At 43.3% G+C, this 22,795-nt stretch carries 19 protein-coding genes; 9 read left to right on the forward strand and 10 right to left on the reverse strand.

Going from position 1 to position 22,795, the window contains the following annotated elements:
• Positions 1-7: 7 nt before the first annotated feature.
• Positions 8-895, reverse strand: a complete 888-nt coding sequence (locus G457_RS0117795) for an ABC transporter ATP-binding protein (protein WP_026947658.1) — start codon at positions 893-895, stop codon at positions 8-10.
• Positions 896-1,091: 196 nt separating this feature from the next.
• On the opposite strand from G457_RS0117795, the gene G457_RS21910 reads away from it, so the two are divergent.
• The 3 genes from G457_RS21910 (at position 1,092) to G457_RS0117810 (ending at position 5,558) form a co-directional block, all read left to right on the forward strand.
• Positions 1,092-2,327, forward strand: a complete 1,236-nt coding sequence (locus G457_RS21910; RefSeq protein WP_162142721.1) for a VOC family protein — start codon at positions 1,092-1,094, stop codon at positions 2,325-2,327.
• A 196-nt stretch (positions 2,328-2,523) separates the two neighbouring features.
• Positions 2,524-4,209 (forward strand): DUF885 family protein, encoded by a 1,686-nt coding sequence (locus tag G457_RS0117805; protein WP_035484251.1) that lies wholly within the window; start codon positions 2,524-2,526, stop codon positions 4,207-4,209.
• Positions 4,210-4,271: 62 nt separating this feature from the next.
• Positions 4,272-5,558 carry an amidohydrolase gene (locus G457_RS0117810; RefSeq protein WP_026947660.1) on the forward strand — a complete coding sequence of 429 codons (1,287 nt, stop codon included), beginning with the start codon at positions 4,272-4,274 and terminating at the stop codon, positions 5,556-5,558.
• A 99-nt stretch (positions 5,559-5,657) separates the two neighbouring features.
• Here the strand turns inward: G457_RS0117810 and G457_RS0117815 are convergent, their stop codons facing one another.
• Genes G457_RS0117815 through G457_RS0117825 form a run of 3 tightly spaced genes read right to left on the reverse strand, consistent with a single transcriptional unit; the run spans position 5,658 to position 9,512 of the window.
• A complete protein-coding gene (locus G457_RS0117815; protein ID WP_026947661.1) occupies positions 5,658-6,392 on the reverse strand; it encodes an MIP/aquaporin family protein in 735 nt (244 codons plus the stop codon).
• Between the two features lies 1 nt (position 6,393).
• Entirely contained in the window at positions 6,394-7,893 is a 1,500-nt protein-coding gene (gene glpK / locus G457_RS0117820; protein WP_026947662.1) for a glycerol kinase GlpK, read from the reverse strand.
• 53 nt (positions 7,894-7,946) lie between these two features.
• Positions 7,947-9,512, reverse strand: a complete 1,566-nt coding sequence (locus G457_RS0117825) for a glycerol-3-phosphate dehydrogenase/oxidase (protein ID WP_026947663.1) — start codon at positions 9,510-9,512, stop codon at positions 7,947-7,949.
• A 192-nt stretch (positions 9,513-9,704) separates the two neighbouring features.
• Between G457_RS0117825 and G457_RS0117830 the strand changes: the two genes are divergently transcribed.
• Both G457_RS0117830 and G457_RS0117835 read left to right on the forward strand, forming a co-directional pair.
• Complete coding sequence (locus G457_RS0117830) at positions 9,705-10,757, forward strand: hypothetical protein (protein WP_026947664.1); 1,053 nt, start codon at positions 9,705-9,707, stop codon at positions 10,755-10,757.
• A gap of 51 nt (positions 10,758-10,808) precedes the next feature.
• Positions 10,809-11,570 (forward strand): DeoR/GlpR family DNA-binding transcription regulator, encoded by a 762-nt coding sequence (locus G457_RS0117835; RefSeq protein WP_026947665.1) that lies wholly within the window; start codon positions 10,809-10,811, stop codon positions 11,568-11,570.
• On the opposite strand, the gene G457_RS0117840 is transcribed toward G457_RS0117835, so the two are convergent.
• Together G457_RS0117840 and G457_RS0117845 are read right to left on the reverse strand one after the other, a co-directional pair.
• Positions 11,567-12,067, reverse strand: coding sequence for a SixA phosphatase family protein (locus G457_RS0117840; protein WP_026947666.1), 501 nt, complete (start codon positions 12,065-12,067; stop codon positions 11,567-11,569). The genes G457_RS0117835 and G457_RS0117840 overlap by 4 nt on opposite strands.
• 453 nt (positions 12,068-12,520) lie before the next feature.
• On the reverse strand, positions 12,521-13,255 hold the full coding sequence (locus tag G457_RS0117845; RefSeq protein WP_026947667.1) for an RluA family pseudouridine synthase: 735 nt from the start codon (positions 13,253-13,255) through the stop codon (positions 12,521-12,523).
• Between the two features lie 106 nt (positions 13,256-13,361).
• Between G457_RS0117845 and G457_RS0117850 the strand changes: the two genes are divergently transcribed.
• Positions 13,362-14,552, forward strand: coding sequence for an NHL repeat-containing protein (locus G457_RS0117850; protein WP_026947668.1), 1,191 nt, complete (start codon positions 13,362-13,364; stop codon positions 14,550-14,552).
• Position 14,553: 1 nt separating this feature from the next.
• Here G457_RS0117850 and G457_RS0117855 read toward each other — a convergent pair whose 3' ends face one another.
• The 4 genes from G457_RS0117855 to G457_RS0117870 form a co-directional block, all read right to left on the reverse strand.
• Positions 14,554-15,528 carry a YpdA family putative bacillithiol disulfide reductase gene (locus tag G457_RS0117855; protein ID WP_026947669.1) on the reverse strand — a complete coding sequence of 325 codons (975 nt, stop codon included), beginning with the start codon at positions 15,526-15,528 and terminating at the stop codon, positions 14,554-14,556.
• Positions 15,529-15,533: 5 nt separating this feature from the next.
• Complete coding sequence (locus G457_RS0117860) at positions 15,534-16,289, reverse strand: NRDE family protein (RefSeq protein ID WP_035484254.1); 756 nt, start codon at positions 16,287-16,289, stop codon at positions 15,534-15,536.
• 48 nt (positions 16,290-16,337) lie between these two features.
• Positions 16,338-17,447, reverse strand: a complete 1,110-nt coding sequence (locus G457_RS0117865) for an alkene reductase (RefSeq protein WP_026947671.1) — start codon at positions 17,445-17,447, stop codon at positions 16,338-16,340.
• A 133-nt stretch (positions 17,448-17,580) separates the two neighbouring features.
• Complete coding sequence (locus tag G457_RS0117870) at positions 17,581-19,149, reverse strand: S8 family peptidase (protein ID WP_035484256.1); 1,569 nt, start codon at positions 19,147-19,149, stop codon at positions 17,581-17,583.
• A 177-nt stretch (positions 19,150-19,326) separates the two neighbouring features.
• On the opposite strand from G457_RS0117870, the gene G457_RS0117875 reads away from it, so the two are divergent.
• The 3 genes from G457_RS0117875 to G457_RS0117885 all read left to right on the forward strand — a co-directional run bounded on the left by G457_RS0117875 (position 19,327) and on the right by G457_RS0117885 (position 22,699).
• Positions 19,327-20,115 carry an SDR family NAD(P)-dependent oxidoreductase gene (locus tag G457_RS0117875; RefSeq protein WP_026947673.1) on the forward strand — a complete coding sequence of 263 codons (789 nt, stop codon included), beginning with the start codon at positions 19,327-19,329 and terminating at the stop codon, positions 20,113-20,115.
• A gap of 269 nt (positions 20,116-20,384) precedes the next feature.
• Positions 20,385-20,759 carry a BlaI/MecI/CopY family transcriptional regulator gene (locus G457_RS0117880; protein WP_026947674.1) on the forward strand — a complete coding sequence of 125 codons (375 nt, stop codon included), beginning with the start codon at positions 20,385-20,387 and terminating at the stop codon, positions 20,757-20,759.
• Complete coding sequence (locus tag G457_RS0117885) at positions 20,756-22,699, forward strand: M56 family metallopeptidase (protein WP_026947675.1); 1,944 nt, start codon at positions 20,756-20,758, stop codon at positions 22,697-22,699. Before G457_RS0117880 ends, G457_RS0117885 begins: the two co-directional genes overlap by 4 nt.
• Positions 22,700-22,795: the final 96 nt, after the last annotated feature.

A 22,795-nucleotide genomic window follows, 5' to 3' on the forward strand; every position in this document is an offset into this window, starting at 1 on the left:
CGATAGATTAAATAGTGATCGGATCTACTTTCTTGGAAATAAAGCTAAAATAAACGTCCTCAAGATCTGCAGGGGTACTTTCAAAGCCATTGCCCGGGTCTGTGTCACTTTCCACTCGCAAGCTCAATTTACCTGCAATTAGCTTGGTGGAGATAACTTGGTATTCTTCTCGATAGTGTTCCAATTCCGACTTATCAATCGATTTTTGGTAGATTTTCCCATTCACTTGGGCAAGTCCTTCTTTAGGCGTGCCTTGCATGAGTACCTCTCCGGTACAGATGATCGCCATATTGGAACAAAGCGTATTGACGTCTTCTACGATGTGAGTAGAAAGAATCACAATAGTATTCTCACCTAATTCTGAAAGTAAATTGTAGAATCGATTTCGCTCGGAAGGATCAAGACCTGCCGTTGGTTCATCGACAATAATGAGACTTGGATTTCCTACTAGTGCTTGGGCAATCCCAAATCGCTGCCGCATACCACCGGAATAGGTGCCGAGACCTTTCTTTCGGTGCTTGTATAAGTTGACTCGGTTCAATAGGGAAGCAACGAGTTCCTTTCGTTCTGCCTTATTCCCCACCCCTTTCATTTGAGCGATATGATCAAGCATTGTCTCTGCGTTGATTCTTGGGTACAAACCAAAATCTTGTGGCAGGTAGCCAAGACGCTCTCTTACGGATTGTTTGTCCTTAAGGACATCAATTCCATCAATTGTAACTGTACCGGAATCGGCTTCCTGTAATGTAGCAAGTGTACGCATCAAGGTGGATTTTCCTGCACCATTTGGACCGAGAAGCCCAAACATTCCTTGGGGTATGGTGAGGGAAACATTGTTCAGAGCCTGAACCCCATTGGGGTAGGTTTTTGAGAGGTTCTTGATCGATAGTTCCATGGATTATTCTGTTGAGTTAAAAGTTTTGATGGAATGAAGATTTGTTTAAATGCTATTTCAATATAAAGATTTGAATTTTAAGTATTTAAAAAAATACAATTTTGCAGGCTTTAGGGGTTAGATGCGGATTTCATCAGGATGGATGCATTCCTTTTCAAATTATTTTTTAACTAGAAGGTCTGAAAAGAAAAAAATCATGATTCATTATAAATTCAGGCCACTTTTCTACTTTCTGATTCAAGGTCTAATCCTATTTTCCTGTCAAAGCAAGTCCTTTGAAAAAGAGTCCGGTCAAGTCGAATCTTTTGCTGAAATGGTCGCCGCAGGTGTAAAGCCCATAGCATTAAGTCCGCCTATGAATTCGGCCGAGATGGACCTTTTTATTCCGGAGATGGAGCGTCTCGCTACGAAGTATGAGGTGCAGTTTTACCGGGAGTCTTCACTGATTCAAACGGACCTTTTCCCGGTAGCAGCAAGCGAAGGGAAAGAGGTGTTGATCATCTATCAGAATCCAATTTTCTTGCAATCCTACCAAAATCTGAAAAGTGATTTGGAATCAAGCACTGTGGAGGATAAAGAAGATTTGAGCAGACGTTTTGGAAGATTGCTTGGATACCCTGTCTGGAAGATCAATGAACTCTTGGAAGCTAATTCCTCTTTTCGGGATTTGGAGCATTTCGGAATTCAAGGGCAGGAGTTAAGTTTTTACTATCGTGATCTAGACCGAGCAAAGTCATTTTATCAAACTAAATTGGGGTTGAATTTGCTTGATGAAAATGAAAATTCAGCCACTTTTCAGATAGCAGGAAATTCGAGGCTGGTGTTGAAAAGCGTGACTGGGTCTGGCTTTACAGGTCTGGAAAATAAATCTGTGGCTTTAGCGCTTTTGACAGATAACCTTGAAGCTTGGTATGAACATGTTCAGGAAGAAAAAATACCCATCAAATATACACTTAAGCAAAATCCGGAAGGTGCGCATGATGGATTTGTCGCGATAGACCCGGAAGGCTATTTGTTGGAGTTTGAAATGTTTCGGCAGCATCCCGAGAATGAAGTATTGATGCCGGAATTACAGCGCTTGGAACCGAATGCTACTAGCATGGGGGAAGAATTGAATTTTTATGCAAGCGTCACTTGGTTGTATTATGAGGACATGCTTCCTATGGAGAATTTTATGATGGAAAAGCTGGGTTTCAAATTATCTGCAGATCAAGGCTGGGCAAAGATTTACAGGGTTTCGGAAAATAGCTATTTAGGATTGGTGGATGAAAAGCGAGGGATGAATTCCTTTTCCGAGGAAAAACTGGTGGAAGTAAAATTCAATTTACAGAACCCGCAGGGATGGGAAGATTACTTGAAAAACACTTTAAGCGACTCAGTTAGAGCGGAGCAGACATTTCGCGATTTGGGAAGATATTTATTTCGGTTTTGATTTCCCGCAAAGAAAGTAAGAGGTGTAAGTAAACTTTGGCAAGGAAGGTCATTTAGCCTTTCTTCAGGTTAGATTTTAAGGGTAAGGCTTTAAAGAAACGATCTGATTCTAGTCAATTTGATTACAATCAAATTGACTAGAGGTAGACCATAGTCTAGAATACTTAGTAATTTCCCTCTTGTTTAAAAAAGCCCTTATGTTGAAAAATCTACTTATCCTCATTCTCTTCCTATTTGCTAGCTTTAATGCACAGGCTACCGAGCTTGCCCAAATGATCCAAACCTATCAAGCGGATCGTGGGGCCTTAAGTCGCTTGTATACCAATCCACTTTCTGAGGAATACTTCAATCGAATGGAAGCATTCAACAAAGAGTATTTGCAAACTCTTGAAAGTTTCAATTATGATTCCTTTTCCGAAGATGGAAAGATCGATTACGTTCTTTTTCGAAATTACTTGGAGAAGGAATTGGCTGAGCTGAACCTTGACCGAAGAGCCTTTGATGAAGTTAAATCTGTGGTGACTTTTGGAGCTCCTCTTTACCAATTTGTAGCCAATCGACGTAGAGCTAAGCAACCTCTATCGCAAGATTTGGCGGCGGAATGGAATCAGGTTGCCAATGAGGTAGAAGCCCAATTGAAACTTCTGGCTAGTATCCCCAAATACAATTCCTGGCAAAAAGCCGATTTGGCGGCTTCTGCTGTAGAAAGCCTTCAAAGGACAGTAAAAGAGGCTTATGATTTTTATTTTGACTTTGATCCCGAATTCACCTGGTGGATGCCGGAGCCTTGGGGAAAATTAGACAAGAGCCTGAAAACTTATGCATCTGCTTTGCGAGAGCATTATACCAACTCTGTCAAAGATGACGGAAGTGGCATCATCGGCAAACCTATCGGAAGAGAGGCCTTACTCAATCAATTAGCCTATGAAATGATTGCCTATAGCCCGGAAGAGCTGATCGCCGAAGCAGAGAAGCAATTTGCCTGGTGTGAAGAGGAGATGCTCAAAGCCTCCAATGAACTAGGTTTTGGGGATGATTGGAAGGCAGCCTTGGAGATGGTCAAAGAAACATATTTGCCTGCAGGAGCATGGCCGGAGGAAGTTGTGAGATTGGCAGAGGAGGCTACTTCCATCATGGAAGAAAATGACTGGATCACGGTGCCCGAACTGGCGAAGGAAACTTGGCGAACAAGCATGATTTCGGCAGAGCGACAGCGTGTAAGTCCTTTCTTTTTGGGTGGAGAGGTGATTCAGATCGCCTATCCTACTTCAGAAATGAGCCATGAAGACAAGATGATGTCCATGCGAGGGAATAACCCTCATTTTTCTCGAGCCACTGTACAGCATGAATTGATTCCTGGTCATCACTTGCAGCAATTTATGAATCAGCGCTACATGACTCACAGACGCTTGTTCCGTACGCCATTTTGGACCGAGGGCTGGGCTTTATATTGGGAGTTTGTGCTTTGGGATAGGGACTTTCCGAGAGATGCTAAGGATAAAGTCGGAATGCTTTTCTGGAGAATGCACCGCTGTGCCCGGATTATTTTTTCTCTAAATTATCACTTAGGGAAAATGACGCCGCAAGAGTGTATTGATCTCCTGGTGGATAGGGTTGGTCATGAGTATGCCAATGCTGAAGCAGAAGTACGAAGGTCTTTTGAGGGACGATATGGTCCGCTTTACCAGATAGCGTATATGATTGGAGCTTTGGAGTTTTATTCCTTGCGGGAGGAAATGGTTGATTCTGGTAAAATGGAGGAGAAGGCCTTTCATGATCTGATTATGCAGCAAAACACCATGCCGGTGGAGATCTTGAGGGCAAAAGTTAATGGTCAAAGTTTGGATAAAAATCACCGTGCAAGCTGGCGCTTCTTGGATTAATCCTGATATTGAAAAAAATTAGAAAGACTCCATCTGGCCTCTGAAAATCAAATTATAAACACATGAAAAAGATACTAATATTTCTATGCTTTGTGGGAAGTATAGCATACGGGCAATCTCCGCTGCGAAGCCAAATCGATCAAAAAGCAACAGAAATCGAATCAAAGGTCATTGAATGGCGGCGCGATTTTCATAAATATCCAGAGCTTGGAAATCAAGAATTCCGAACCGCTAAAATTGTAGCCGAGCATCTTCGGTCTTTGGGAATGGAAGTGACTGAAGAAGTCGCGGTGACAGGAGTGGTTGGTGTCTTGAGAGGTGGAAAACCGGGCCCTATGGTTGCGCTTCGAGCAGATATGGATGCACTTCCGGTGACTGAGCGAAATGATCTGCCCTTTAAATCTGTAAATACGGCAGTCTATAATGGACAGGAAACCGGTGTAATGCATGCTTGTGGCCACGACTCGCACGTTGCCATTCTAATGGGCGTAGCAGAGATCATGGCCAGCATGAAAGATCAGTTGAAGGGCTCGGTGAAGTTTATTTTCCAACCTGCCGAAGAGGGTGTATATGATGTGGACATTGCGGGTGCGGAATTGATGGTGAAAGAAGGGGTCATGGAAGATGTGGATGCCATATTTGGATTGCATATCTGGGCACATATCGAAGCAGGTAAAATCGGCTATCGATCCGGGCCTTTTATGGCCGCTGTAGATAATCTGGAAGTGACTATTACAGGTACTCAGGCGCATGGAGCCGCTCCTTGGTCCAGTGTTGATCCGATTGTTACCTCAGCACAGGCCATCATGGGTTTGCAAACCATCCTTTCCCGAAATGTCAATATTACTGAAAATCCGGCTGTTGTTACAGTAGGGGCGATTCACGGAGGTATTCGGCATAATATCATTCCCGAAAAAGTGGAAATGATCGGAACCATCCGAACTTTTGGCGATGAGCAACAGACTTTGGTTCATAAGCGCATCACCGAGATCATCACCAATATTGCGGAAAGCGCAGGAGCAAAAGCAGATGTCAACATCGGGAAACTCTATCCATCAACCGTAAATCCACCTGAGCTAACCGCCCAAATGCTACCTACCATGGATGCGGTGGCTGGTACGGGAAACGTCATCGCCATGCCACCTGTAACCGGAGCTGAAGATTTCAGTTTCTTTCAACGGGAAAAGCCTGGTTTCTTTATTTTCTTGGGCGGAATGAAAAAAGGAGGAGATCCATTGACGACCCCTTCACATCATACACCGGATTTCTTCATCGAGGAAAGTGGATTCAAGCTGGGGGTTAGGGCCTTGAGCTACTTTGCTGTTGATTACATGGAGAAAATTAAATAGGTAGGTTTCCAGATTTCTGAAATCCCTTTAGTGGGGTTTTATAAAAAGGAGCAGCTAAATTCACCTGCTCCCTTTTTTATTTTCCACACAAACGAAATTTCAACTTCCTACCAAAAAATACAAACCAGCTGCTAAAGCTGCTCCCGCGATGGGACCTAAAATCGGTACCCAGGCATAACTCCAATCCGAAGTCCCCTTCCCTTTGATAGGCAAAAGTTGATGAATTATTCGAGGTCCTAAATCACGGGCAGGATTGATGGCATAGCCCGTGGTGCCGCCCAGGGACATACCAATTACCCAAACCAAAAATGCGACAGGAAGCGCCCCAACTGAACCCAGGCCAATGGGTGTTTCGGACGCATCCTCAATTTTTGCACCAGTAATATAAAGGATTACAAAAACCAGTACGAATGTCCCGATGACCTCGGAGATGAAATTATTTGGGAGATTCCGAATAGCTGGGCTTGTTCCAAAAGGGGCAGCAATTTCTCCGGGGTCTTGGGTGGCCTTGAAGTGATCGATGTGGATCAACCATGAAAGAAATGCTCCTATGCCTGCTCCCAATACCTGCGCTCCGATATAGCCGGGAGCCATAGCCCAGTCAAATTTTCCTGCCAATGCAAGGCCCACAGTCACAGCTGGGTTTAAGTGAGCGCCACTGTAAGGACCCGCAACCACCACTCCGGTGAAAACAGAAAGAGCCCAAGCGGTGGTGATGACCAACCAGCCAGCATTGTTCCCTTTGGTTTGGGGCAAGACGACATTAGCAACTACACCAGAACCTAAAAGCAATAGCAGCCCGGTTCCGATGATTTCAGCGATGTATGGATTCATATTATTCTACCCAGTTTTTAGATCGTTCGACTGCTTTGTGCCAAAAGTGAATCAGGTTTTCACGCTTTTCGGCATCCATTTCCGGCTGAAAACTCTTGTCTGATTCCCAGAGGGACTGGATCTCTGATTGATCCTTCCAAAAACCAACTGCCAAGCCAGCCAGAAAAGCTGCCCCAATCGCCGTAGTTTCGATGATTTGGGGGCGTTTGATTTCACAATCTAGCAAATCGGACTGAAACTGCATCAAAAAATTATTGGCTGTGGCACCGCCATCTACCCGGAGTTCTTTGGTCTTTTCTCCAGCGTCTTTTTCCATTGCTTTTAGCACATCGTAGACTTGATAGGCAATGGCTTCCAGAGCGGCCCGTGTAAAATGCGCAATGGTTGTTCCTCTGGTAATCCCAAAAAATGCTCCCCGGGCGTCCTGATCCCAATGTGGAGCCCCTAAACCTGCTAAAGCAGGAACGAAGTAAACGCCTTCATTATCCGGCAAACTCATCGCCAGCTTTTCGGATTCTTTAGCATGACCAAATAATTCGATCCCATCCCGAAGCCACTGAATAGCGGCTCCACCTATGAAGACCGAACCTTCCAAAGCATAGTTGATTTCATCTCCGATTTTCCAGGCGACGGTAGTCAAAAGTTGATTTTTCGATCGGACAGCTTCTTTACCTGTATTCATGACCAAAAAGCAACCAGTGCCATAGGTGGTTTTAGCCATTCCAGGTTCTGTGCATAGTTGACCAAAAAGTGCAGCCTGCTGATCTCCGGCGATACCTGCGATGGGGATTTTACTCCGCAATACATCTCCAGCCGTCTCGCAGTACACTTCAGAGCAAGTTTTCACTTCTGGCAGCATGGACTGCGGAATACCAAATAGATCCAGAAGCTCCTGATCCCATTCCTGTGTGTGAATATTGAATAGCATGGTCCGACTGGCATTCGTGATGTCTGTCAGGTGTTTTTCACCTTTGGTGAGATTCCAGATGAGCCAAGAATCTACTGTTCCAAATGCCAATTCCCCTGCTTCGGCTTTTTCTCTGGCTCCTTCCACATTTTCCAGAATCCATCTGATCTTGGTCGCGGAAAAATAGGCGTCGATAATCAAACCGGTTTTGGAGGCGATCATTTCGGAATGACCTCTTTCCTTTAAACTATCACAAAAAGCAGCTGTGCGCCTATCCTGCCAGACAATGGCATTGAAAACGGGCTTTCCTGATTTCCGATCCCAAACGATGGTAGTTTCACGCTGATTGGTGATGCCGATAGCCGCTATTTGATCGACTGAGATTCCTTTATTGACTAAGGACTCAATCATTACCGAAGACTGCGAAGTCCAGATTTCCACAGGGTCATGCTCGACCCAGCCTTGTTTGGGAAAATGTTGTTTAAACTCTTTTTGGGCGACTGAGACGATTTGCCCTAGCTTGTCAAAAATAATGGCTCTCGAACTCGTCGTACCTTGGTCCAAGGCCATGATGTATGGTTTTGTTTGGGTCATTTTTTGGGTTAATTGATGATTACGCCTTTCTCCACTTTTCCACCTAGCAATACTCAGGCTTTAATTAAATACTTTTCAGCCACTTTTCTAAAATCTGATAATTCCTGCTCGATCCATTTTGAATCTTTTCCAAGTTCTTGAGCCATGATTTCAGCTACTTTCAATGAGGAGTCCAGAGCTGCCTGCGCATCGAGAATGAGCATTCGGATTCTTCTGGAGAGCACATCTTCTACTTTGACGGCCATTTCTTCCCGAGCAGCCCAAACTACCTCAGCAAGAATATTTGGGAAGTCGGGATGGATTTTTTCGCGAAGCGATGCATCTTCTTCGGCTAATTTCTGAATTGCTTCGGCATCGGAGCCATAGACTGACCAATGTCCTTCGGGGACTTGGGTAGTATGTCCGTGGAGCTTCATCTCGAAGGATTCACTTGGAGCCAAAAGTTCCTTGGTGATTTCCTGATAGTGATCTACCGTATCTTCTCCCATTTTTCGGAAGGTGGTCCATTTTCCCCCTGTCAAGGTTACCAAATTACTTTCGGATACGATGACTTTATGGGAGCGAGAAATTTCCTTGGTTTTTGCTCCTTCTTCTTTTGGTCGAGCCAAGGGACGTAATCCTGCAAAAACCGCTTTTACATCTGCTCTTGTCGGTACTTTCGTCAGATACCCTGACGCTGTTTCTAACACAAAATCAATTTCCTTTTGCAGGGCCTCGGGCTCCAATTTTGCTTTTTCCCGAAGGGTGTCGGTAGTGCCTACGACCAGTTTCCCATGCCAAGGTACTGCAAAAAGCACTCGTCCATCATTCGTTTTTGGAATCATGAGTGCGTCTTTTCCTCCTAAAAACTCTAAATCCATGACCAAATGAATCCCTTGGCTGGGCTGAATCATTTTAGCAGCATCGGGATTGTCCATTTGGAGGATTTTATCTGCGAAAACACCCGTAGCATTGACGACCATTTTTGCTTTTAAAGTGTATTTCTCCTGATTGAGCTCATCTCGTACTTTTAGCCCTGTGATTTTCCCATCTTCATCTTTCAGTAATCCTCGGACAGAGACATAATTCAATAGACATGCACCCGCATCATCTGCGGTCTGTGCTATGGCAAGAGCCAGACGAGCATCATCAAACTGTCCGTCATGATAGACAACTCCACCCTTTAGCCCGTCTTGCTTCACAGCAGGTAGTCGTCTGATAGTTTCGGATTTGGAGATAAATCGGCTTTTTCCCAAACGCAGTTTTCCAGCCATCCAATCGTAGATTTTCAAACCTACGCTATATTGAGCACGGTCAAACCAAGAGTAAATCGGAATGATGAAAGGTTGATTTTGGGTTAGGTGTGGGGCATTTTGTAGAAGTTTTCCCCGCTCCTTGAGCGCTTCCAGGACCAGTCCCACATCCCCTTGAGCCAAATATCGAACACCTCCATGGACTAGCTTGGTACTTCGGCTGGAAGTGCCTTTGGCAAAATCCGCCTTTTCAAAAAGTGCTACGGAAAGCCCGCGGGATACGGCATCTAAGGCAACGCCTAAGCCGGAGGATCCCCCACCGATCACTGCGATATCCCAGATTTTATCCTTGTCGCTAAGTTGGTTTATGTTTTCCTCCCGGTTCATTTTATTGCACTCAATGCCTAAAAGTACTATAAAAAGAAATTATAAGAAACAAAAGGAAATAAAAAAATACATTTTTTACTTCCTTTTTGTTTCTTTATTTAAATTGCCTAGGTCTAAACCCTAATTCAAACCTTAAACTTGCATTCTGATGTATTCATTCATAAGACAAGTTGACCTAATTTGCTAATCATCATGAAAAAATCTATCTGCCTCTTTCTTTTTTTCATTTCACAACTTGGTGTGTCAGCCATAGCCCAAACCATCGAGAGCCTAGCCGAAGAATTACCCTCTCTCTTTTCCATCCTTACCACCTGGGGCGTAAGGCCCGAGTGGGATGAAAAATCAGAAAATATTTATTTCCTCAATAAGCTCGTGGGTGATGTGTTTAAAATCAATATCGCATCTAAAGAAGTCTCACAGGTAACCTCAGGGTTCTATCACGGAGGAATTCACCGGGTGCTTTGCTTGGCTAATGGTGACCTTTTGCTTGCTATGGGTTCATCGATTTTTGATGCAACTAATCCAGAGAAGGACCGACATGCAGGATTGGGACTTTATGTTCTTACAAAGGAAAATCCAAACACTCCCTATCCTTTAGAGGCGTATTGTGACGAGGGTCCCGCAGTATCGAAAAACAGTCTGAAAATAGCCTGGACCTTAAAAGGTCAGCGCGAAATAAAGGCTGGGGAGATTTATTATGAAAATGGTATTCCAAAATTGAAGGATGTCCAAACCGTGATTTCCTATCAGGATTCCTCTGCCTATGTGAGATTGGAAACTCAAGACTTTCGCCCACCACTAAATGAGGAATTGATTTACACCCATTATTGGGGAGACGAAAAGGACCAATACTTCAATTCTCAGGTTTTTGGTTATAACTTGACTACCAAAGAGACAAAAAAATACACAGACCTACCCAAAAGCTACAACGAAGCGGAAGGCATTTTTCCAAGTGGTGAATTTATGGTAATTGAAAGTGACCGCCATCAACCAATGAATGAACGAAACAAATACAAACTTGATATTTACAAACTCAAATTGGATGGAAGTGGAGAGGTGGAGCGACTGGCTGATTTTTCCACGAGGTATTTCAACAGAATCAAATCCGATAATCCCGTGGTAAATAAAACAGGCAAAATCATTGCACACCAGTTTGGCTACCAAAAAGGAGCAGGCGATGGAAGGGGAATATTCCTGTTTGATTTGGAGGCCTACGAAAAGGCTAAATCAATCAAAGAAGAATGATTGAATCCGGATTTGAACATGGATTTGAACGAGTAAAAAAATACTGGATAAATGACTATCGCAGAAAGGCATAAGCATATTTTAGATGAATTGGGAAAAAGTGGATTTGTAAATGTATCAGATCTTGCAAAATCACTTCAAGTAACTGTAGTGACCATCCGAAAGGACCTAAAAATCCTCGAAGACAAAGGCTTGCTCTATCGCTCTCACGGAAGTGCCACCTCCGTTTCCCCCTATGTTTCTGACCGTTCGGTTCAGGTCAAAAAACTCGAACAGGTTGAGGAGAAAAGCAAAATCGCCCAAAAAGCGTTGGAATTTTTAGAACCAAAAGATGCGATAATCATCGGTTCGGGTACCACCGTGGGTGCTTTTGCCCAAGCGATTCCTCGAAATTATCCTTTGACAGTACTGACTTCAGCCATGAATGTCGCCTTGGCCCTGATCGACACCACGGAGATTGAACTGGTACAGCTTGGAGGAGTGGTAAGGAAAAGCAGCAGCTCCGCAGTGGGACATTTTGCCGAGGAGATGCTCAAAAGTTTTGCTTGCAGTAAGCTTTTTCTCAGCGTGGATGGAATCAGTTTGGACCACGGGCTCACCACTTCCAATATGATGGAAGCCCACCTGAATGCCCAAATGATACGATCAGTTCAGAAAACCATCGTGCTGGTCGATAGCCGTAAGTTTGGTCGAAAAGGCTTTGGGAAAATCTGTGATCTCGAAGATATTGATGTGATTATTACTGATTCGGGTATTCCAGAAATCTATCGTGAGAGATTGGAGGAGAAGGGGATAGAGCTGGTGTTGGTTTAATACTCTTTATATAATTTTCTAAACACCGAACTCCCATTTTTTTCTAAGCTGACCTCGTAAATAAAGTCATATTCGAGATCCTGCAGGTCCTCATATTTTTCTCCTTCTCCCACAAAGTAATTGGCAAGTCGGCTGACGGTGTTGCTGTGTCCGACCACTAGGATATTTCCATCTAAGCTTTTCAATTTCTCCACCAATTCATCGTGATTACTGGGGTCATAAGACTGAATCGAGATTCCTACCTGATCGGCTGTTGGTTGCGCTGTCAGTCGTGTTCTTTTATAATCCGTGCTGAATACATGCTTGATTTCTTGGTTTTGAAGAATCTGTGCAAGTTTTTTTGCTCTTAAATAACCTACTTGAGCCAATTCGGGATCCGGATTGTCCACGAGTTGTTTTTCGGCATGCCTGACGATGTAGATGGTTTTGGGTTTGTTTTGGGAGGTGCAGGAAAAGAAAATTAAGACAAGAATGAAAAGGGTGAGTAGATTTTTCATGGTTTTAATAGATATGCTTTACAAGATAAGCCTTCGGCAAAGAAATACCTCACTTCGTTCGGTTAGATAAGCCTTCGGCAAGATATAGACTCCTTCCTCGGCTAGGATATGCTCTAGCTTGTCAAGTAAGTGTTAGGTCGCTGACCGTCACTGCGACGACGATCCCGAGAATCGGGAGAATACCCCTCCTGTAGGCACTCAAATGCTTGAAATCCAACCTTGTCGAATTATTTCACCCAAAGCTTCTCTCAGGGCGTAGCTACTTTTTTATTCTGGATACTAAGCCTGAGATATCTGCGAAATCAGCGTTTTTTTCTGCGTAAATCTGCGGGAAATAGAGCCTCTTTAAAAATAAAACTCACTTCGTAGATCGAAATATTTCGCCTGAGGAAGGAGGGCTTATTTCCATCGTATTTCTACCGTATTTCCCTTTTCTTACTTGGCGGAAGATTCTTAACCTGAGAAAGTATTGTCAATGTGCTGATCCTTAGCTTTGATTTCCTCAAATTCTAAGTATTGTTCCCAAAATTCACTTTCAGGAAGAGCTGCTCGGAGATAGAGTTTTTCCTTTTTGATAGGATGAACAAATACCAATTTGAAAGCATGTAAGTTGATGCTGGCATCAGGATTGGGCTTTGGGAAACCGTACTTCAAGTCCCCGCGAATTGGGCAACCCATTGAAGCCAGTTGAACTCGGATCTGATGTGGTCTACCAGAGACTGGGCGGACTTCTATCAGCCAGTGGTCATTCAATTTGCCGAGGGTCTTATAATTAAGCTCGGCTTTTTGTGAACCCGGCACCTCTTTCTCATGTGCGGTGACCACATTTTTTTGCTCGTCCTTGGTCAGCCAATGGGTGAGTTTGCCCATTTCTTCTCTCGGTCTTTTTTTGACAATAGCCCAATAGACCTTGTGAATATCCCGCTTGCGGAAAAGCTCCATCATTCGCTCCAAACCTTTGCTTGTTCGGGCAAAAACCACCAAGCCGCTGACTGGCCTGTCTAAACGATGTACGGGATGTAAAAAAACAGCTCCGGGCTTGTTGTATTTTTTGGCAATGTAATCCTTGCAGTAATCGGTCAGGGTTTTGTCACCGGTTTTGTCTCCTTGGACGAGAACACCTGCTTCTTTATTGACCACAAGTAAATGATTGTCTTCGTAAACGACGTTGAAGGGCTGCTTTTTCATAGATGGCACAAAGGTAGGCAATTTGTGATTAGTTCGGGATATTCTGCCTTCTTCGTCTTGTTTTTTAGTTTAAACAGTGTATACTAGTATTTTAATAGATAGAATTATGAAACTACTCCAATTTGCTGGCATACTTTTTTTAATCCTTTCCTGTTCTCCTTCGGAAAAAGCCGAGGTTAACAAAGGCGATGATACCAAAAGGATTTCGCTAATAGCCGAAGACTCAACGGTTGTCAGAGATATTATTGCATCTACCTTTATTTTTCAGGATGGGGATCAAAACCATTTGATTTTCCGGGATGCTTCTGCATCGACTATCTATGTTTTTGATCGAGAGAGGGGAGAATTGGTTGACAAATGGACCAAAACAGGGGATGTGCCAGGGGCCTTTTCTTTGGCTACAAAAAATTTGAAACTTTCAAATACCGGAGAGATTGTACTCATCGATATTAGTGAGGGGTTGCGGGTTTTTGCAAAGGACGGGGAATTGATCAGTCGTGCTAGTCCAGTCGCTAGTCAATGGAGTTTAGGTGGGGCTTTCAACCTCTTCAGAAATACAAGTTTGCTATCCATTGAAGGAGAGGAGTATGTTCTTTATTCTTTGGATATCTTGGAACCTGACTTAGTAGAGTATGGACCTCAATTTCTTCAGAATCGGAAAAACCTAGTGCTGACAAACTTGGAAACAGGCGAGCATCGATTGATTTTGCCTTTTCCCGAAGGCTCAAAATTTTTGAATGGCATGGTTTATCCTTTCGAGGATTTTAGACCCTTATTTGTTGTGGAAGAATCCGCTAATAGGTTATTTGTGATTTTTCAAAATGAACCTATTCTGTATACTTATTCTTGGAATGATGCAGCACCTGAATTGCTTTCCAGTGTTAGGGTCGATTTGCCAGGGTTTGAGGAAAATGAGGGTTGGGAGCCTGGATCCATTCATATGGCACAAATTACTGATAAGGAAAACGAACCATTTCCAGCTCGAATTCAGGGTTTTGAAGCTGTTGAGGGTGGATTTTTGTTGAGTTACAGCACAAAACCAACGGATTTGGATAACTACAACCGCTACAAAAGCAAGGACCGAACGAGGGAAGGCCTAAATCAAATCTACGAGGAAACTCGTCGGAAGACGGTTTTTCTTGATTTGGATGGAAAAGTGCTTCCTGTTGATTTTCCAGAAATGCACTATCAAAGTTTTCAGATCATTGATGGGAAAATCCATTGGATGAAAACCCCCACCCCGGGGGAAGAAGCAGAAGAATTTACTCTTTATTGGGGCAAGCTAAAAATTGAATAAATCAATTCAGTTTTTTCACGATGTCTGCCATAATCGATTCGGCGTGCACGATTGAGTTTTCGATAAAAAACTCTCGGGTATTCAGTCCGCCGCAAACAACTCCGGCCAGATAAACGCCCGGCACATTGGATTCCTGATTGGCTTGATCGTAGCAGGGTTGCCTTTTTTCATCAAGAGACAACTCTACACCCAGTTGATCCAAAAGCGCAAAATTGGGCTTGTAGCCTGTCATCGCTAAGACGAAGTCATTATCTATGGTTACATCACCAGTAGGAGTCGTAATCAACACCTCCTGATCCCTAATTTCCTTGACTTTTGATCGGGTGAAAGCTTTGATAGAACCTTCCTTGATCCGGTTCATGATGTCAGGACGTACCCAGTATTTAACATTCTCATCCACCTCGTCTCCCAGTAAAACCATGCTGACCTCAGCCCCTTTCCTCCAGCATTCCAAAGCTGCATCTACCGCTGAATTTGCTCCACCGACTACCAGAAGTTTTTGTCCGATATAAGGCCAAGGCTCTTTGTAATAATGCATCACTTTCGGCAGTTCTTCTCCGGGGACATTCATCAAGTTTGGTAGATCGTAGAAGCCGGTGGCAAGCACGATTTTCTGCGTTTGATAGCTTCCTTTTGAAGTTGTGATCAAAAAGTTTTCACCTTTTTTCTCTAGAGTTTTGACTCCTTCGTAGAGATTGACCTTGAGTTTAAAATGAAAATAAATGCGTCGATAATATTCTAAGGCTTCGGTGCGGGTAGGCTTGTTTTCTACCGACATGAAGGGAATGCCAGCCATCTCCAAGCGATCCGAGGTAGAGAAAAAGCGCATATTTATCGGGTAGTTGTAGATGGAATTGGTCAAGGCACCCTTTTCCAGGATCAGGTAATTCAAGCCTTGTTTTTGAGCTTCTACTCCACAGGCTAGTCCAATTGGACCGCCTCCCACGATGATGACGTCAAAAATCTGATTACTCATTGATCTTATAATTTAAATTTGGCTACTTGATCGCTGAAACTTTTTTCATTCCAATCAAAGGTCCTCTCTTGAATACTTATTTCCCCCTTTTTGTTCCAAATCACAGCACTTGCTGATCGGGTTCCATAATTTCCATTGGCTCGGATCAATTGGGCCGAAAGTGCAATTTCCAAGTCTTTGGGCGCACCAGTGTCAGGCAAACTTTCTAAGGGATAGGTATTCTTTGATTTTAAAATTTCAAGAAGCTTTTGTCTGGAAATCTCTTGATCCAAGGTTTCTTCCAATTGCTTTTTTGCCAAATTGGTTTTCGGCCAAGGGTCATTCAATAAACCGTTACTCAGACCGTGGATTCCGGGTTTGATTTCCTGGATTCCCTTTCCAAAATTACTGAAATAGCAAAGTTGATCTCCATCAGAGACAAGTAGATTGAATCCCTCGTAGCGATCTTTTTCCTTCTCGATTTCTTTCAAATAATCCTTCGGAGAAATGGAGTCCTCCAAGAAATCCTGAACTAATTTTCCCCGAGAAATTTCCCCATGACCCGTTTTCCTGAAATCCCGATAATTGGTCAAAAAAGACCAGCGTCCATTGGGATGAAAACCCATCCAAGTCCCCCCGCTTTTGAGGTCTTTTCCTCCGAAAAATCCGGATTCCCATTGATGCATTTTGGCCGTAGGCCGCTCAAAAAACTCATCCCGATTGGCAGAGATGATAAGCGGAAATTCTGACTGGGTTTTCCAGGAAAAGGCTACCAAACACATAGGCTTAAAGATAAAACAAAGGCCGGAAAAACCGGCCTTTGGAGTGAATTAATCAACTTTTATCTCCTCGAGGCTTGGGTAATCAGTGTAACCTTTTTCGCCGGGAGTATAGAAGGTATCGGTGTCCCATTCTGCCAAAGATGCATCTTGTGCAAAACGCTCAGGAAGATCCGGATTTGAAATAAATGGCTTACCAAAAGCTACTGCATCAGCTAGGCCTTCAGCTATGACTTGATTCCCTTTTTCTTGATCGAAAGCAGCATTGATGACCAAAGCTCCCTTGTACATCGGGCGATATCTTTTTGCGATATGCGGTTCCAGATATGGAATCTCACTTACCTCATTGAAAGGCTCCGAAAGATGCAGATAAGCCAAATTGTACTGATTGAGTTTTTCGATGATGTAGTCAAAAGTAGGAATGGTCTCCTCATCTGCTTCCATTCCGAAAATCCCGTGCAAGGAAGGATTTAAGCGTAATCCGATTCGATTTTCTGGCATGACCTCCTTTAGCGCATCTATCACATCAAATAGGATTCTAGCTCTATTTTCGATCGAACCACCATATTCGTCCATTCTGACATTGCTGGTTCGACTGAAAAACTGATGCAGCAGATAACCATTAGAGGAGTGAATCTCTACTCCATCAAAACCCGCATCCATCGCGTTTTTTGCCGCATTTTTAAAGTCAAGAATAGTCTGTTTGATATCTTCGATAGTCATTTCCTTGGGAGTGACTGTGTCTTTAAAACCTTTTGGAGTGAAGGATTTTGCATGGGGGTTGATAGCTGAAGGTGCATGCGGTAAGTCTCCATTATGGAAGTCCGGATGGGAAATTCTGCCCACATGCCACAATTGGATAAAAATATGTCCGCCTTCTTTGTGAACAGCCTCAGTTACTTTTTTCCAGCCTTCCACTTGAGCTTCAGTGTGAATACCCGGAGTATTGATATAGCCAACTGCTTTTTCGGAAATTTGAGATCCTTCTGTGATAATAAGACCTGAAGAGGCTCTTTGTTTGTAATATTTTATATGAATGTCAAATGGAGCCTTTGCCTCATTGTTGGCCCGACTCCGGGTCATTGGGGCCATCCAAACCCTATTTTTCAAAGTTAAATCTCCAACCTGAATAGGTTGTAAAAGCGCTTGTTTGCGATCCATAAAATAAAATTGGTTTAGTTTTCAAAATTCTATGTATATACAACTAATCGCCGTCCTTGATAGTTCATGGGAATCAACATAAAAAAAGCCATCGAGTAAAACCCGATGGCTATTTGTATTTCAAAGGGTACTTTTAGAAGTTGACAGTTACTTCATTGGAGCAGGTAGAAGTTCCTGCTTCACATACTTGATAAGTCAGGCTACCTCCACCTCTATTTCTGGTTTGGTCGGTAAAACTGCTTCCTGAAACTCTTCTTACATAGGCCCCGTCTCGATAGATATCTACACTTCCAGTATTTCCAGACCATGATAAGTTAGTGGCCCATCGTCCTCTATTTTTGAACCCATTTGCTGTAAGTTCAATCCCTGTTGGGTCTTGAGGGTCTCCAGGGTCAGTTCCTCCACCATCTCCGGGATCAGTACCACCTCCATCACCTGGGTCAGTGCCGCCCCCGTCACCTGAACTACCCAATGAGTATAGCAAGTGATTATTTGTAGTTCTGGAATTGGTTACCACACTTTTTGTGGAGGTTTCTGTAATAAAATCATAGACAGCTTGTGCGCTGGCACTTGGATTTGATTCCAAATAAAGTGCAGCAACCCCTGCAACATGAGGAGATGCCATAGAAGTACCGCTAAGAACTGCAGCAGCAGTACTACTTGTGAACCAAGCGGCGGTAATGGAAGATCCTGGGGCAAAGATGTCAACGCAATTTCCATAATTAGAGAAAGAGGATCTGCTATCAGAACTCGTGGTAGATCCCACAGTGTATGCATTGGTAGCACTTGCAGGGGAGGCGTTGCATGCATTCGCATTGCTATTACCTGCTGCTACCACGGTGGGAACTCCCGCACTGTACATTCTGTCGACAGCATCATTTACAGCGGAGCTTGCGCCTCCACCCAATGACATATTTGCAACTGAAGGTCCGGAAGCATTAGCTGCTACCCAATCCATACCGGCGATTACTCCACTGAAGGTACCTGAACCATTGCAATCCAAAACTCTTACCGCTACCAAGCTTACATTTTTGGCAACTCCAAAGACAGTGCCACCAACGGTACCTGCAACGTGAGTTCCGTGACCATCACAATCTTCTGAGTTTCCTCCAAAGGCATCAAATCCTCGCTGTGCTCTTCCTCCAAATTCCACATGGTCTGTGCGAATCCCTGTATCAATAATGTAGGCAGTGACCCCCTGTCCTGAGGTATTATAAGTGTAGGAACCATCTAGCGGGAGATTGGTCTGGTCGATACGATCTATTCCCCAAGTTGCGTTGGCTTGGGTTGTAGACTTATATACATAGCCATCTGGTTCAATGTATTTGACAGCTGGATCATTTTCTAAATCGGATAATTGTTTAGGGGTCAATTCCGCAGAAAATCCTGGAATCAAATTACCGTAAACCTTATCGATAGACTCTTCACCAATTTCATAGCCTGCCGCCAGACTATTTGCTACTACACGCATACCGGCCTGCACGGACTCATAGTCGTCCTTCATTCTAAATCTCACTGAATTGTCATTCAGTACCACGATATACTTGCCGGGTATATACTCGGCCTCTCCCATTGTTGCTACATCATCAAGCTCGGAGAGATTGACTTGCTGCTCTGTCTCAGAGCAGGCTGCTGCAAAAACAGCTAAGCCTAAAATCAGCCCTGAGGCAGGCCTGAAAAAGGATTTAATTTTTGAAAACATAACTTGATTGATTGATGGTTAATATTTGAATAAAACAAATATTATTTGAAATATTTCTTTAATGGCAGAATAAATTTTTACTTTATTTCATAAAAATTCCATTAAAATTTTTAAAGCTTGAATTATGTATTTTGAATTCAAAAATTTGCACTTTGTATAAAACTCAAAAACTGAGAAATGATTCTAATCACAGGAGCCGCTAGCGGAATAGGTAAAGCTTTGGCTGAGAGGCTTATAAATAACGGAAATCAATTACTGCTGATAGATTTAGATGGTGTGAAGCTCCGGTCTATTTTTGAAGAATCAGATGTGGTTAGTTTGCTCTCCGGAGATGTTTCAAAAAAGGGGTTTTGGAAAAGTGTAATGGAGTATTTAGAGCTAAGATCTATACAAGCTTCCTTTTTGATTAATTCAGCGGGAGTGATTCGGCCTGGCTTCTTGCTTGACTATAACATAGACGATATCGACTACCATCTAGACATCAATGCCAAAGGAAGTATCCTTGGGACGACCATCTTGGGTAGAATGATGGCAAATCAGGGCTTTGGACATATCATTAATATTTCCTCTTTGGCAGGATTGGCTCCTGTGTCCGGGTTAAGTCTCTATTCTGCCTCAAAATTTGCTATCCGAGGGTTTTCTTTGGCTATTGCTCCCGAACTCAAGAAATCAGGTGTAGATGTTTCGGTGGTCTGTCCCGATTTGGTAAAAACCCCCATGCTGGACCTCCAATTGGATTATCCTGAGGAGGCAGTACTTACTTTTAGTGGTCCTGAGAAGATACTTAGCCCTGATGATATTGTCCAGGCGATTTTGAAATTGATGCGGAAGCCCAAGCGACTAGTTTGTATACCTGAATCCCGAGGCTTACTTGCCAAAATCGCTGGAACCTGGCCGAATTTAGCAGAAATCTTTCGCGCTAGCCTTGAGAAGAAAGGTAAAAAGACAATCCAAAGGCTTCGTTAAACATGAATTGCGCAGTCTTATCAGCAGCGAAAAGGAATGGCTAAAATTCTGCGAAATTGATCGATTTATACAACCATCCGTCATCGGACACTTGACACCCGTCTTGATTAACAAAGAAAATTAGGTCAAAGCAATTATTGCAGATAATCATAGCCTTAAACATAAATTTTTCAATCATTTAACACTTTTTAATACGATAATTATCGTACTTTTTTGGTAATTACGATTCACTTCGTATAACTTTGTACGAAAGCTATCGTATAATCGCTATGCAAAAACCGACAGAAGCAGAGTTAGAAGTTCTTGCCATCCTTTGGGAATTGAAGGAAGCAAGTGTTCGCCAGGTCCATGAGCGACTGGCTCAGACCAAAGAGACAGGTTACACCACCACGCTGAAGATCATGCAGATCATGCATGCAAAAGGAATGGTCAGCAGAGATGAAAAAAGCCGCACGCACCTTTATCGCGCCACTGTCAAGCAGGGCGACACTCAAAAGTCCCTTTTGAAAAACTTGATGTCCTCTGCATTTGGCGGTTCTTCGAAAGCACTTGTCATGCAGGCATTGGGCCAGGATAATCCTTCCAAGGAAGAATTAGATGAAATCAGAGCATTTTTAGATCAACTAGAAAACAAGAAGTCATGAATTTTCTCAACGATTGGATACCCGAACACTTGCTCCAAATTCTTGGTTGGACTTTGGTGCATAGCCTGTGGCAATGGATGGTTGTCTCCATTGTATTGTGGTTAGGATTGCGAATTTTTCATAATAAGACACCTCAATTCAAATATTTATTGGCTTTAGGGACTTTGTCAAGCGGCCTAGTTCTTGCCCTGATCACGCTTTTCTATCAGGGTTCCATTCATTCTCCGAGTCTGTCCCCTTCTGAAGCCCAATCAGTCGGCTGGGTACTTCTGTCAGAACCCACTCAGTCCATAACTTTTCTCCAAAGCACCTTGATTTGGGTTGAATCCCAATTGCCTTTCCTGGTAAATATCTGGTTTTTTGGAGCAGTTCTATTCTTGTTCCGTCTTTTTGCGAATCTATCAGCTGTGAGAAATTTGCGGCAAGGCAGCATGCCAAACGCAAACTTGGAGTTAACCAATAAATTGAATCGGGTGGCTGCTCGATTGGGAATCAATAATAAGGTTGAACTGAAAATCACCACTGATGGACTTTCCCCTATGGCTGTGGGGGTATTGAAGCCAATGGTTCTATTTCCAGCGGGATTGCTCTTTCAGATGTCTCCTGAACAACTTGAAGCAATTTTAGCGCATGAATTGGCCCATATTAAGCGGCATGACTACCTGTTCAATCTGATGCAATCGACCTTAGAGATTTTGTTTTTCTATCATCCTTGCTTTTGGTGGACCAATCAAACCGTCAAAGAATTAAGAGAAAATGCCACTGATGACCTAGCGATCAAAGCAGGTGTGGAGCCGAAAGTGTTGGCTCAGGCACTCGCTGAGGTCTTGAATTTCGCACAAGAAAACTCACCCGAATTGGCCTTGGCAGCTTCCAAAAAAAGAAATCCAACCCTTCATCGAATTAAAAGAATGCTGGGTTTGCCAGCACAGAACTATCCACAAAACCCTATAATTTCTATACCCATGTTACTATCACTTGTCCTGGCTGTTGGGATATTTGCCCACGCCGAGTCTTCAAATTCGAATGAATTTGAAAATCAAACCCCTCTAGTTTCACTGGAAAATCCAGAATTGGATTTTGTCACACTTGCTTCCAAAAATCCTTCAATAGTAAGGGTAGATACAACTGTCAAAAAGGAGCGTAAAGTCATCATCAGAGATGGCGATTCCGCTCAAGAGTGGACAGATGATCAAGGAAATCATGTGGTAATCAGGCAAAGAGGGAATGGCAATACTTTTAGGTACGAATTAAAAGGTGATACATTGATTGTAGATGGAGACACAATCGTCAAAGGCAAAAAATCTATGGTGTTTATTGATGGAGTGCCGCATCCTGACTTTGATTTTGATGCCATGCCAGAGTTTGATTCATTGATGATGGGGATGCCTACTCCTCCAGTTCCGCCGTTTCCAGCGGATGTTCCTTTTGAGTTCTTTGGAGATGCAGAAGTTTTTATGCTAGAGCCGGGCGAGCCTATGATTTTCGAATTTGATGGTGAAGGCCCCGGGTTGTTTTTCTTCGGTGACACCACCGAAATGAGCCCTAAGGAAAGAGAAAATTGGATAAAGGAAAAAGAAGAAAGAATGCAAGTTTGGGCTGAGCGGATGGAAGAAAGAGCTCAGCGGTTTCAGGAGCGATGGGAAGAAAATGCCGAAGAGCGCGAGGCGAGAATGAAGGCCTGGGAAAAGGAAATAGAGCCAAAGCTCAAGGAATTTGAGAAAAAGATGAAAGCTTGGCAGGAAGCTCAGGAGCCTAAAATGCAGGAGTTCCGCATGAAAATGAAGGAATGGGAAAAAACGCAAGAGCCAAAAATCGAAGAATTCCAACGAAAGTTTGAAGCTTGGCAGCGTGAAAACGAACAAAAAATGCAGGAATTTCAGAGAGAGCTTGAATTAGAAATGGAGAAGCTTCGCCAAAAGCAAAAGGATAAAAATTAATTTGTGTGTTGATACTTTTAAAAAAGCAGTGGCCTATGGTCGCTGCTTTTTTTTGGGAAATTCTCCCACTTTTCAATCTGATCTCAGGAGTTTCGA

The sequence above is a fragment of the Algoriphagus marincola DSM 16067 genome (assembly GCF_000429405.1).
Lineage (GTDB): Bacteria > Bacteroidota > Bacteroidia > Cytophagales > Cyclobacteriaceae > Algoriphagus > Algoriphagus marincola.